The organism is Nocardioides sp. InS609-2, from assembly GCF_023208195.1.
GTDB lineage: Bacteria > Actinomycetota > Actinomycetes > Propionibacteriales > Nocardioidaceae > Nocardioides.
The window spans coordinates 137544-150988 of sequence record NZ_CP060034.1 but is presented as its reverse complement, the minus strand read 5'-3'; the positions used below and the strand labels follow the sequence as shown (position 1 = coordinate 150988).

The 13445-nt window shown below is 70.1% G+C and carries 8 protein-coding genes; 3 read left to right on the top strand and 5 right to left on the bottom strand.

Annotated elements, in window-relative coordinates; translation table 11 throughout:
- Positions 1-195 precede the first annotated feature (195 nt).
- Positions 196-1149: a prolyl aminopeptidase gene (gene pip, locus H4Q84_RS00800; RefSeq protein ID WP_282580297.1), complete on the bottom strand. Its 954-nt coding sequence runs from the start codon at positions 1147-1149 to the stop codon at positions 196-198.
- 116 nt (positions 1150-1265) lie between these two features.
- On the opposite strand from pip, the gene H4Q84_RS00795 reads away from it, so the two are divergent.
- A complete protein-coding gene (locus H4Q84_RS00795; protein WP_248581537.1) occupies positions 1266-2282 on the top strand; it encodes an ATP-binding cassette domain-containing protein in 1017 nt (338 codons plus the stop codon).
- Entirely contained in the window at positions 2279-3103 is an 825-nt protein-coding gene (locus H4Q84_RS00790) for an ABC transporter permease (protein WP_248581536.1), read from the top strand. Before H4Q84_RS00795 ends, H4Q84_RS00790 begins: the two co-directional genes overlap by 4 nt.
- Here H4Q84_RS00790 and H4Q84_RS00785 read toward each other — a convergent pair.
- The 4 genes from H4Q84_RS00785 to ald are packed head-to-tail and all read right to left on the bottom strand — an operon-like array spanning position 3051 to position 10866.
- A complete protein-coding gene (locus H4Q84_RS00785; protein WP_248581535.1) occupies positions 3051-6206 on the bottom strand; it encodes a BTAD domain-containing putative transcriptional regulator in 3156 nt (1051 codons plus the stop codon). The genes H4Q84_RS00790 and H4Q84_RS00785 overlap by 53 nt on opposite strands.
- A 33-nt stretch (positions 6207-6239) precedes the next feature.
- Positions 6240-8798 carry a DEAD/DEAH box helicase gene (locus tag H4Q84_RS00780; protein WP_248581534.1) on the bottom strand — a complete coding sequence of 853 codons (2559 nt, stop codon included), beginning with the start codon at positions 8796-8798 and terminating at the stop codon, positions 6240-6242.
- Complete coding sequence (xerD, locus tag H4Q84_RS00775) at positions 8795-9742, bottom strand: site-specific tyrosine recombinase XerD (protein ID WP_248581533.1); 948 nt, start codon at positions 9740-9742, stop codon at positions 8795-8797. Before xerD ends, H4Q84_RS00780 begins: the two co-directional genes overlap by 4 nt.
- A gap of 8 nt (positions 9743-9750) precedes the next feature.
- Positions 9751-10866 (bottom strand): alanine dehydrogenase, encoded by a 1116-nt coding sequence (ald, locus tag H4Q84_RS00770; protein WP_248581532.1) that lies wholly within the window; start codon positions 10864-10866, stop codon positions 9751-9753.
- 88 nt (positions 10867-10954) lie between these two features.
- On the opposite strand from ald, the gene pepN reads away from it, so the two are divergent.
- Complete coding sequence (gene pepN, locus H4Q84_RS00765) at positions 10955-13423, top strand: aminopeptidase N (RefSeq protein WP_248581531.1); 2469 nt, start codon at positions 10955-10957, stop codon at positions 13421-13423.
- The last annotated feature ends 22 nt before the right edge of the window (positions 13424-13445 follow it).

Below are 13445 nucleotides of genomic sequence, written 5' to 3'. Positions count from 1 at the left end.
CCGCTGCCTGCGCGACCCTATGCCCGCCCTCCGACGGTCAACAAGACGGGGATGAATACCCCCAACCCACAAGGGAAATCTGTTGATCGGCCCACGCTTGCGTGCACAGCCGAGGCCAGCCTGTGGAGAGTTTGTGGACAGGCCTGTGTACGACGATCGGGGGTTGTCCCGGCTCCGGGCCGCCGTGCCGTGCTGTCAGTCTCGCCCGGCGTAGCCGTCGAGCGCTGCGATGAGTCGTTCCACACTGTCGTCACCGGCACCGTGGGCGTCAGCCTCGACGATGTCGAACCTTGCGTGGGGCAGAGCCTGCGCGATCTCGTACGCGGACCGCAGCGGAGAGGCGATGTCCAGGCGACCGCGAAGCAGGTAGGCGGGTACGCCGCGCAAACGATCGAGGTGACCAGTGATGGCGTCGTCGGCCAGGAAGGCACAGTTGCCGAAGTAGTGCGTCACCATCCGTGCGAACCCCAGCCGACGGCGGGGGTCTGATGACCGCGAGTGGTGCTGGAGGGGGCCGCTGAGAGTTGCCAGTCGGTCTTCCCAAGCGCACCAGGCCTGGGCAGCCTGGTCAGCGACATGGGGGTCGTCGGACATGAGCAGGGTATTGATCTCCGCTGGAATGTTGCCGTCTCGCTTGGCCTCGGGAAGCTGAGCGAGCAATCGGTCGAACTCCTCCGGGTAGACGTCTCCCATCACATGCGTCACCCATTGGACGTCTCGGGCTCGAGTTGTCACAACAGCCCAAAGCACCAGCTCGCTGACTCTGTCGGCATGCTGCACGGCGTACGCCAGGCCGAGTGTCGAACCCCAGGAAGCACCGAAAACCAGCCAGCGGTCGATCTCCAACTCGACGCGCAGCTGCTCCAGGTCCGCGATCAAATGCGCGGTGGTGTTGTCGCGCATCGCGGTACGGTCGTCACACGCGTTGGGAAGGCTGCGTCCGCACCCGCGCTGATCCAGGAGCACGACCCGGTACTGATCAGGGTCGAAGAACTGCCGCCACCACGGCGACGCTCCGGAGCCGGGCCCTCCGTGCAACACGACCGCTGGCTTGCCCTTCGGGTTGCCACAGATCTCCCAGTACACCTGGTGTCCGTCAAGGGTGTCCATGAGGCCAGAGTCGAACGGCTCGGTCAGCGGATACGACACCCCACGACACTATCGCCGTGTGCTGGGTGATGCCGGCCAGTTGGCAGAGGGTCGCCTCCACCGCGGATGAAAGAGCGTGACACCACCGTGAAACCGGTAGGGCGCACTCTTCGACCATGACTTCCATCGATTCCCCCCTGGCCGTGTCGGCCCACGGGCTGGTCAAGAACTTCGGCGACATGCGTGCCGTCGACGGCATCGACCTCGAGATCCGCCGCGGCGAGGTCTTCGGCGTCCTCGGACCCAACGGCGCCGGCAAGACCACCGTGCTCAAGATGCTCGCCACGCTCCTGCCGATCGACGCCGGCGACGCGCAGATCTTCGGCGTCGACGTACGCCGCGAGCCGCACGTGGTCCGGCAGCTGCTCGGTGTCACGGGGCAGTACGCCTCGGTCGACGAGCTGCTGACCGCCACCGAGAACCTCGTCCTTTTCGGCCGCCTCCAGGGCGTCGACCGCGCCACGGCCTCAGCAACTGCTGCCCGGCTGCTGGAGCAGTTCGGCCTGGAGGAGGCGGCGAGCAAGCCGATCAAGCAGTTCTCCGGGGGCATGCGCCGCCGGCTCGACCTGGCTGCGAGCCTGATCACCCGGCCGCCGCTGATCTTCCTCGACGAACCGACGACCGGCCTCGACCCGCGCACCCGCGGCCAGATGTGGGGCACCATCCGCGAGCTGGTGGCCGACGGCTGCACGGTGCTGCTGACCACGCAGTACCTCGACGAGGCCGACCAGCTGGCCGACCGGATAGCCGTGGTCGACCACGGCGCTGTGGTGGCCCAGGGCACGTCCGACGAACTGAAGGCCTCCGTGGGGCGCTCGACGCTCCAGCTGACGGTCCTCGACACGGAGCGGCTGCCCGACGCCGCCCAGATCGCCCACCGGCTGCTGGGCGAGGAGCCCGTGCCCACTCCCGAGGCCCGCCGGCTCAACATCGCGCTCGAACGCAGCGACCAGGCGGTCGACGTACTCGTCGCACTGCGCGAGCAGGGCATCGCCATCGACTCGGTGAGCGTGCAGAAGCCCTCGCTCGACGAGGTGTTCATGGCACTGACCGGGCACGACGCCCAGCCCGAGACACAACCCGAGACCAGCACCGACAGCAGCACCGAGCCCGAGATGGAGGCCGTCCGATGACCACGATGACCCACCCGACCCACGACCGCGTAGACCCCGCAGCCCTCCCCCGCCGTGTCAGCGTCGCCGACACGGTGAGCCAGACGATGACGATGGCCTGGCGCGCGACGCTCAAGATGCGCCGCAACTTCGAGCAGTTCTTCGACGTCACGATCCAGCCGCTGATGTTCACCGCGATGTTCGCCGGCATCTTCGGCGGTGCCGTCGCGGGCAGCGTCGAGAACTACCTGCCCCTGCTCATCCCGGGCCTGATCGCCCAGACCGTGCTGACCGCCTGCGTGGCCACCGGCACGCAGTTGCGCGAGGACATGGACAAGGGCGTGTTCGACCGCTTCAAGGTGCTGCCCATCTCGCGCATCGCGCCGCTCGCGGGACCGATGGTCGCCGACATGATCCGCTACTTCATCGCGGCCACGCTCACCTTCGCAACCGGCATCGCGATGGGCTACCGGCCGGGTGGTGGCGTGATCGGCGTGGGAGCCGCGATCCTGCTCGCCATCCTGGCCGGTTGGTCACTGGCCTGGATCTTCACCTGGTTCGGCACCGTCGGCTCCTCCGCCCAGGCCGTGCAGGGCTACTCCCTGATGGTGATGTTCCCGCTGACGTTCCTCTCCAACGCGTTCGTCCCGGCCGACACGCTGCCGGGCTGGCTGGAGACCTTCACCAAGGTCAACCCGGTCTCGCACGTGGTCAACGCCCTGCGCGACCTGGCCAACACCGGCGCCGTGACCGCCGAGGTCGGCTTCGCACTGCTGGGCTGCCTCGCGGTCATCGCGATCTTCGCCCCGCTCTCGGTGCGGGGGTTCGCCAGGAAGATGTGAGCCGCGACAGCACCTTCTCGGCCACCGAGATGAGCTCGGGGCCCGGCCGGCCGGCGTACTCCTTCTGGAGCTCGCCGATCCGTCCGGGCGCTGCGCGTTCGGCGAGTGCGACGAGCCGCTCCCAGGCCAGGCACGGGAGGCTGCGGTTGTAGGCCCACCGCTCCCCCACCGCCAGCAGGAGCACGCCGTCGTCGTGGTTCGCCGGGTCCCCGAACCGGAGCACCCAGGCGCCCAGTGCCACTGTGAGCACTCCGTTGAGCGGCAGGTCCGTGAACGTGAGTGCGCCGGAGGCCAGGAAGCCGGTGCCGTCGATGAGGAGGTCGCGCAGCTCGTCGGCGCGGGCGTCCTGCGGGCCGGCGACGTGGTGCACCCGTGCGACCAGCGCGCCGCCCGCGGCGAACAGCACCCACGGCGTCAGCCCGATGCCCGGCAGCTCGACGTCGGAGACCGCGGCGACGGCCTCGTCGAAGATCCGCAGGCCGGTCTCGACGTCACCCCGGGCCAACGCGACCTCCGCCCGGGCCGCCTTGAGCACCATCCGGGATCCCATCTGGGCACCGTCGGCGATGACATCCACCTCGTCGAGGATGCGTTCACACGCGTCGAGGTCCCCTTCGATGAGAGCAGACAGCGCCGTCGAGATGCGCATCGAGCGTGCGTCGTCGACAGCATGGAGCCTCAGCAGGGTCGGCCAGGCGATCTCGGCATGGCGCGCGGCCTCGCGATGGTCCCCCATGACCATCGCCAGCTGGGACAGCTCGGAGTGCAGCGTCGCGTCGAGGTAGGGCGTCAGGTCGCCCAGCGACAAGCCACGACGCGCGTAGTCGGCTGCCTCGTGGACGTCGCCGGCGTTCTCGGCCGACAGGGACGCCCACATGAAGAGCATCCCTGCCACCACCGGGTCCGCCGCCTCGTCGGCCTGGGTCACGAGTCGGTCGATGACGTTGCCGCCCTCACTTACGAACATGGCGTACGCCGCGCGCGCCCACGGTGTGGTCGGCTCGCCCCACCTGGCCATGGCCGCGACCAGGTCGTCGCACGGCCGGCTGGGCACCCAGCTCAGGTGGACGATCAGCATCGCGGCTGCCTCGTGCCCGGCACTGAGCAGGTGCGCGGGCGGGTCCCATTCGACCAGGGCGTCGATCGCCGCGTCGGCGACGGAGAAGACGCGAGGATGGTTGCCGGTGATTGTCCACACGCTCCCCAGCACCAACATCAGCCGGACGACCAGGTCGCTGTCGCCGTGGGCCAAGGCCCGCCGGAGCACGTCGGTGAGGTTGTTCTCCTCGCGCAGCAGCGCGCCGATGGACTCGAACTGCGACTTTGCGACGAACACGGAGGCGTGCCGGTCGGCCAACGCTGCAGCCCAGGCGTCCTGGGCGGCACGCGCGTCGTCGGCCTGGCCAGCCTCCTGAAGGCGCAGGGCAGCGAACTCGCGGATCGTCTCCAGCGCCCGGAATCTCGTCGTACCCGCCGTCTCGGTCACCACCAGCAGCGACTGGTCGACCAGGGCCTCGACGTCGTCCGCGGCACCCGCGCCGACGACGCTCTCGGCCGCGTCGAGATCGATGCCGTCGTGGAAGATCGACAACCGGGCGAGCGCCCTCTGCTCGCTCTCGGAGAGCAGGTCCCACGACCACTCGATCACGGCGGTCAGGGTGCGGTGCCGCTCCGGCGCACCCCGGTCGCGACTGCGCAGCAGCTCGAAGCGGTCGTCGAGGCGGCGGCGTACCTCAGCGACCGACATGGTGCGCAGCCTGGCCGCGGCGAGCTCGATCGCGAGCGGCAGCCCGTCGAGCCGAGCGACCACCGCCGCGACGGTCTCGTCGTCGAGGTCGGCGTCGGGACGTACGGCCAGCCCACGCCGGCAGAAGAGCCCGGCGGCGTCGTACGGCGCCAGCTGGGACAGCGGTACGACACGTTCGGCGCCGATGCGCAGCGGCGCCCGGCTCGTCGTGAGCACGCGCAGGTCGCGCGCGGTGACGAGCAGGAATGCCACCAGGGAGGCGATGGTCTCGAGCACGTGCTCGCAGTTGTCGAGGATGAGCAGCACGGGCCCGGCGTCGAGCTCCTGCGCGATCCGCCCGCGTACGTCGGCCTGCTGAGCCGGCGTGAGCGTGCGCCGGGCCGTCACCGAGCCGCGGATGCCCAGGGCAGCGCCGACCTCGGCCACCACGTCGTCGCCTGACGCCACACCGACCAGCTCGACCACGTGCACCCGGGGCACGGTCGACTCCTGCGCGAGCACCTGGGCGATCCGGGTCTTTCCGATGCCGCCCGGGCCGAGGATCGTCGTCAGCCGACCGGTCGCCATGGCCGCCCGCAGCCGTGCCAGGTCATCGTCGCGTCCGAGCAGCGGGTCGGCTGCGAAGCGCAGCCCGGTGCGCACCGGGTCATCGGCCGAGAGCAGCTCCTGGTGGAGCCGCTGGAGGGCGGGGTCGGGGTCGACGCCGAGCCGGTCGGCCAGGCCGCTGCGGAAGTTCTCGTAGCGGTGGAGGGCCGCCGACGCACCGGCGGTCGCGGCCTCGGCCCGTAGCAGCGCGACCAGCACCGGGGTGTCGTCGGGTGCTGCTTCGTGCGCCTTCGCCAGGGGCGTGACGGCCTCCCCCGGGCGTCCGCCCGCGGCCAGCGCCAGCCCCCGAAGGCGCACCAGACCGGGTACGGCAGCCCGGGCCTGCGCCAACAGGTCAGCGCGCGGCCCGGCGTCGCGTTCGGGGTCGGCGGCGGTGATGGCCAGCTCCCACGCCCGGTCGGCGAGGTCGGTCGCGGTGGGGTCACCGGCGGCCAGCGCGGCCACTGCCTCGCGGACGAGGCGATGCAGGAGCCACGCGTCCACCTCGTCGTCGGCAAGCGCGAGCCGGTAGCCGCCGTCGTACCTTGCGATCACGTCGCCGCCACAGATCGACCGCACCCGCGACACCAGCACCTGGAGCGCCTTGGTAGGCCCGGCCGGCGGCTGCTCGCCCCATATCTCGTCCACCAGCGTCTGGTCCGAGACTCCCGAAGGGCTCGACGCCAGTGCCGACAGCAGGGTCGCGAGCCGCCCGCCAGGGATCGTCACGCCGTGCCAGGTCACGCCGTCGAGCAGGTGGAGGGAGGGCACCGGCCCAGCATAGGGAGCCAGGGGGGCAACGCCTCAGAGACGGCACATGGCCACGGCAGCAAGGACCAGCTCGCTGGCCTCGTCGGACGCGTCGCAGTCGACGATCGCGTCGATCACCCAGTCGTGGTCGCCAGCGGGGTCGTGCAGCGTTTGGCGGACGTGGCGGATGCGCGCGATGACGTCCTCGTCGGCCCCAGCGGGCGCACCCTTCTCCTCCGGTCCGACGGCGAGCAGCTCGGGACCGCGGGCATCACCGTCGGTGGCGAGCGTGTCGTGGTCGGCGTAGTAGCCCTCCAGGGCTGCGTCCCAGACCGAGCGCCCCATGACCACGGCACGCGGGGGCTCGAGCCGGTCGGCGGCCGCACGTTCGAGGCGCACCAGCCCGTCGAGGTCGTCGCGAGCACTCAGGTTGACCCGCGCGAACATCGCGTTGCGGATCATCACCGCGAACGGCCGCTCCTGCCGCGAGATCGGCCGCGGCGGAGGCGGCGGGGCGTGGTGGGCGACGTCGGCGCGCACATGTGCCGGGTCGGACAGGGCCTCCCACTCGTCGAGCAGCGACGAGTCGGTCTGCCGCACGGTTTCGCCGAGCCACTCGACCAGGTCGTCGAGCTCCGGTGTGCGGTGCGCGTCGGGCACGGTCTGCCGCAGCGTGCGGTAGGCGTCGGTGAGGTAGCGCAGCACCAGACCCTCCGACCGCGCGAGCTGGTAGCGCCCCACGAAGTCGGTGAAGCTCATCCCCTGCTCCCACATCTCGCGCACCACCGACTTCGGCACCAGCGCGTCCTCGGGCAGCCACGGGTGCCGCTGGCGGTAGATCTCGTACGTCGCCTCCAGCAGCTCCGCGAGTGGCTGGGGCCAGGTGATCTGGTCGAGCAGCGTCATCCTCTCGTCGTACTCGAGACCGTCGGCCTTCATCTGGCCGATGGCGTCGCCTCGCGCGGCGTGCTGCTGCGCGAACAGGATCTGCCGGGGCGACTCCAGCACGGCCTCGATCACCGAGATGATGTCGAGCGTGTAGGTCTCCGCCTCGGGGTCGAGCGTGTCGAGGGCGGCCAGTGCGAAGTGCGCCAGCGGTTGGTTGAGCGCGAAGTCGGGCGGGAGCGTCACGGTCAGGACATAGCGGCGGCCGAACTCGTCGAGGTCGTCGAGCCGCGTCACGGTGCCGGAGTGCACCAGGGAGCGGGTCAGCCGCAGCGCCCGGCGGACGAGCCGCACCCTGCCCTTCGCGTCCTGGTGGTTGTCGGTGAGCAGGCTGCGCAGCACCGGGAAGGCGTCCTCCTCGCGGGTGAGGATGTTGATGAGCATGCCGTTGTCGATCTTCATCCGCGACGGCAGCTGCTCGGGCTCGCCGGCGACCAGCTTGTCGTAGGTCTGCTCGGTCCAGACCACCGTGCCCTCGGGCGGCTTCTTCAGCTGCGCCTTGCTCTTCTTCTTGGGGTTGGCCTCGTTCTTGGCGGCCGACTTGGCCTTGGCCCGTTCGTTGTCGATGACGTGCTCGGGAGCCTGTACGACGACGTAGCCGGTGGTGTCGTAGCCCGCCCGCCCCGCGCGGCCGGCGATCTGGTGGAACTCCCGGGTGCGCAGCACGCGCTGCCGGGTGCCGTCGAACTTCGCCAGCCCGGTGAACAGCACCGTGCGGATAGGCACGTTGATGCCCACGCCGAGGGTGTCGGTGCCGCAGATGACGGTCAGCAGGCCAGCCTGGGCCAGGGTCTCGACGAGTCGCCGGTACTTCGGCAGCATCCCGGCATGGTGCACGCCGATGCCGCGCATCAGCAGCTTGCGCAGCGTCTTGCCGAATCCCGCACCGAACGGGAAGCCCGCGAGACGCGACAGGAGTGCATCCTTGTCGGTCTCGACCTTGAACGTCGTGCTCAGCAACGACACCGCGTGCTCGACCGCGTCCTTCTGCGTGAAGTGCACGACGTAGACCGGCCCCTGGTTGGTCGTGACCAGCTCCTCCAGTGTCTCGGCCACGTGAGTCAGCGCCCAGGAGAACAGCAGCGGCACCGGGCGCTCGGCGTCGTCGACGACCGCAGTCTCCCGACCGTTGCGCCGGGAGATGTCCTCGGCCAGCGCGCTGACGTCACCGAGCGTGGCCGACATCAGCAGGAACTGCGCGTTCGGCAGCGTCAGCAGCGGCACCTGCCAGGCCCACCCGCGGTCGGGCTCGGCGTAGAAGTGGAACTCGTCCATCACCACCAGCCCGACGTCGGCACCCGGCCCCTCGCGCAGCGCGATGTTGGCCAGCACCTCGGCGGTGCACGCGATGATCGGTGCGTCGGCGTTGACGCTGGCGTCACCGGTGAGCATGCCGACGTTGTCGGCGCCGAAGACCTCGACCAGGGCGAAGAACTTCTCGCTCACCAGCGCCTTGATCGGCGCCGTGTAGAAGCTGACCCGGTCGGTGGCCAGGGCCGCGAAGTGCGCCGCCGTCGCCACCAGCGACTTCCCCGACCCGGTCGGCGTGGCCAGGATGACGTTGTTGCCCGAGAAGACCTCGAGCACCGCCTCCTCCTGGTGCGGATAGAGCTCGAGGCCCTGCTTCTCGACCCAGGTCAGGAAGTCGTCGGAGCCGTCTGACGTCATGCTCGTGCTCGCGGGTGCGCCGTGGCGAAGACCTCGCGCAGGTTGTCGACGGTGACCAGCGTATAGATCTGAGTCGTGGTCACCGAGGCATGCCCGAGCAGCTCCTGTACGACGCGCACGTCGGCGCCGCCGTCGAGCAGGTGGGTGGCAAACGAGTGCCGCAGCGTGTGCGGCGAGACGTCGCGGTCCACCCCGGCCCGGTCTGCGGCCTTGACCAGCACCGCCCACGCGCTCTGGCGCGAGAGCCGCCCGCCGCGCGAGTTGAGGAACAACGCAGGACCGGACTTGGCCGACACCAGGTCAGGCCGGGCCCGGGTGAGGTACGCCGTCACGGCCTCGCGGGCGTAGGAACCCACCGGCACCAGCCGCTCCTTCGAGCCCTTGCCACGCAGCAGCACCGTGGTGTCCACCAGATCCAGGTCGTCGATGTCGAGGCCGACCGCCTCGGAGATGCGTGCACCCGTGCCGTAGAGCACCTCCAGCAGCGCCCGGTCGCGCAGTGCCAACGACGTGCCGGCCGACCCTGCAGCTTCCAGGATCGCCTCGACGTCGGACAACGGCAGCGCCTTCGGCAGTCGCTTCGCGGGTGTCGGAGGTTTCACGGCGCTCGCTGGGTCGACCTTCGCCAGCCCGTCGCGCACGGCGAACTTGTGGAACCCGCGCACCGCCACCACGGTCCTCGCTGCCGACGTGGCACTGAGCGGAGGGTTGTCGGCGTCGCCCTCGCGCAGCCGCATCAGGAATCCCGACACGGTTGCCTCGGTGATCGCGTCGAGCGTCTCGACGTCCTCGACGGCCAGGTGCGCGACGTACCTCCGCAGGTCCCGCTTGTACGACGACAGCGTGTTGGCCGCGAGCCCCCGCTCGACCGTCAGGTGATCGAGGTAGATGCGGATGGCCCGGGCGACCTCACCCGGCCCGGCCCGCCCCGACCCCTGCGACACGACCGCCGTCAGGCCAGCGCCGCGTCGAGCGAGGTCGCCGTGATGCCGACCGCCTCGCCGACCGGCCCGTTGGTGAGGTCGCCGGCGTGGGTGTTGAGACCCAGCGCGAGGCTCTGGTCGTCGCGGCAGGCCTGCTTCCAGCCCTTGTCGGCCAACGCGACGGCGTACGGCAGTGTGGCGTTGGTGAGCGCGTAGGTCGACGTGTTGGGCACGGCGCCGGGCATGTTGGCCACGCAGTAGAAGATCGAGTTGTGGACCTCGAAGGTCGGGTCGGCGTGCGTCGTGGGCCGGGTGTCCTCGAAGCAACCACCCTGGTCGACCGCGATGTCGACGAGCACCGAGCCCGGCTTCATCTGCGACACCAGCTCGTTGCTGACCAGCTTGGGCGCCTTCGCACCCGGGATCAGCACCGCACCGATCACCATGTCGGCTCCCATCACCTGCTGCCGGATCGCCAGCGTCGACGACGCCAGACCGTGCACGCGGTTGTTGTAGCGCCAGAACGACATCCGGAGCTTGTCGAGGTCGTTGTCGAGCAGCGTGACGTCGGCACCCATGCCCAGCGCGATGTTGGCGGCGTTCTGCCCCGAGACACCGGCACCGATGATGACGACCTTGGCGTTGGCGACACCACCGACACCGCCCATCAGCACGCCGCGGCCACCCTGGGCGCGCAGCAGCGCATGCGCACCGACCTGGGGTGCGAGACAGCCCGCGACCTCCGACATCGGGTAGAGCAGCGGCAGCCCTCCCGAGGGCAGCTGCACGGTCTCGTAGGCGATGCCCGTGACCTTGCTCTTCAGCAGCTCATCGGTCAGCGGCTTGTCGGCCGCGAGGTGGAGATAGGTGAACAGCGTCAGGTCGGGGCGCAGCCGGTGGTACTCCTCGGCGACGGGCTCCTTGACCTTGAGCACCATGTCGACGCCACCCCATACGTCATCGGCGGAGTCGAGCATCGTGGCGCCTGCCGCGACGTACTCCTCGTCGGGGATCTGCGAGCCGAGGCCCGCACCCTTCTCCACGAACACCTGGTGACCACGATGCGTGAACTCATGCGCACCCACCGGAGTGAGCGCGACGCGGTACTCGTGGTTCTTGACTTCCTTCGGGACGCCGACCTTCACGTTCTCTTCTCCTTGAAAGCTGTGGTGCACCTGGTCGTGACACCGCTCACAACCTACCGCCAGCACACCCGGGCTATACGGTCAGGGGATGACCCACGGCACCAATGTCCCGACCAGCCTGACCCAGCGCGAAGCAGCCGAGCGCGCCGCCCTGATCAGTGTCGAGAGGTATGACATCGCGGTCGACCTGCGAGGCCTGTACGAAGGTCCCGTCTGGGCGTCCACCTCCACGGTCACCTTCACGTGTACGACGCCCGGTGCGGCAACGTTCGTCGACTGCGTGGCCGAGATCTCCGAAGCCACGCTCAACGGCGTCGCGCTCGATCTCGCCACCGCCGAGGGCGGTCGGCTCCCGCTACCCGACCTGGCAGCCCGCAACGTGCTCGTGGTCACCGCCACCCAGGCCGACACCGGGCACGGCGCCGGAATCCTGCGCACCGTCGACACCTCCGACAAGCTCGTCTACGTCTGGACCAGCTTCGAGTGCGACGACGCCCGCCGCGCCTGGGCCTGCTTCGACCAGCCCGACCTGAAGGCACCGCACGCCTTCACCGTCACCGCGCCCGAGACCTGGACCGTCCTCTCCAACAGTGGCCCCGACGGCGTCGTCGATTCCGCCGACGGCGACGGCCGCACGTGGTCGTTCCTCGACACTCCCCCGCTCTCGACGTACGTCGTGGTCATCAATGCCGGCCCGTTCCACGAGCTCCGCCGCCAGGTCGGCGGTCACGACCTCGGTCTCTACAGCCGCCAGTCGACGGCGCTGTTCCTCGAGCGCGACGCCGAGGAGCTCTTCGACCTCACGGAGAAGGGGCTGGCGTTCTTCGGCGAGCGCTTCGCCCTGCCGTTCCCGCAGGAGCGGTACGACCAGGTGTTCGTGCCCAACATGGGCGGTGCCATGGAGAACTGGGGGTGCGTCACGTGGACCGACGCCGTCCTCTACCGAAGCCTGCCGACCTACGCGCAGCGCGGCCAGCGCGCGATGGTGCTGCTGCACGAGATGGCGCACATGTGGTTCGGCGACATGGTCACCATGCGCTGGTGGGACGACCTGTGGCTCAACGAGGCCTTCGCGTCGTGGGCGTCGACCTGGGCGGCCACCGCCGTCAGCGAGTTCAACGACGCGTGGGCCGGGTTCCTCACCACCCGCAAGCTCGACGCCTACCGCCTCGACATGGGCCCGGCCAGCCACCCGATCCGTGGCGAGGTGGCCGACGTGTCGGCTGCCATGGCCACCTTCGACGCAATCACCTACGCGAAGGGCGAGAGCGTGCTCAAGCAGCTGGCGGCCACCATCGGCGAGGACGCCTTCGTCGAGGGGCTGCGCGACTACTTCGGCAAGCACGCCTGGAGCAACACCAGGCTCGCCGACCTGATGGATGCCTTCGGCCGGGCCGCCGGGCGCGACCTCGGCGAGTGGACCATCGACTGGCTCGACCGTGCGGGCACCGACACGATCACGCTGGTACGCGGTGACGACGGTGACCGGCTCGAGATCGTGGCACCCGAGGGCACGCCGCGGCCGCACACGTTCACGATCGGCTCCTACTCCGTCGACGGTGAGCGCCTCGTGTCGTCGGGCAGCCTGAGTGTCTCCTCCGACGGCACCGCCATCTCGGTCGACCTGCCCGGTGCCGACCTGCACCTGCTCAACGACGACGACCTCACCTTTGCCGCCGTACGCACCGATGCGGCGTCGCAGCAGGTGCTGTTCGAGCGTGCCGGCGCCCTGCCCACCCCGATCGCCCGCGCGGTCGCACTGGCCACCGCCCAGGACATGGTGTTCAAGGGCGAGCTGGCCGTCACCGACTACGTCGCGCTGGGCCAGCGCGTGCTCGAGGCCGAACGCTCACCGGCCATCGTCGAGCCGGCACTCGGTCTGCTCCGCGTCGCCATCGACCAGTGGGCGCCCACGGCACAGGTCGAGTCGCTGAAGCTGGCACTCGCCAATGTGCTCACCGGCCTGGTCGACGTACCCGACCTGCGGGCCCAGTCACTCAACGCACTGGCCGCCTCCGCGAGCACCGACGCGCACTTCGCGATCCTCGACGAGGCTGCCGAGGACAACGTCGACCTGGCCTGGCGGGTGCTCGCCCGCCTCGCCGAGCTCGGGACGTACGACGAGGCAGCCGTCGAGGCGCTGGGCGACCGCGACCCCGACCCGGAGTCCGGCGTGCGCGCCCTCGGAGTCATCGCCGCGCGGCCCGACCCCGATGCCAAGCAGCAGGTGTGGGACGCCGTGTTCCGCGAGCGCTCCGTGCACGTCGGCCTGCCGCTCATCGCGCTGGCGACGTACTTCTGGCGCCCCGGTCAAGACGACGTGCTCGCCCCGTTCGCACAGCGCTACCTCGACGAGGTCACCGACCTCGGCGCCGGCGGACTGCTCGAGCTGGGCTCGATCATGGCGTCGATGTTTCCGGCCGCGGCCGCCGACGACGAGTTCCTCGCCAGGGCCCGCGAGCTGGCCGAGGACCCCGACCTGCCGGCCTTCGCCCGCGCGAAGCTGTTGATGGGCACCGACGCGCTGGCCCGGCAGCTACGGGCTCGCGCCGTTTGAGCTCGCGCCGACTCCGGGTAGC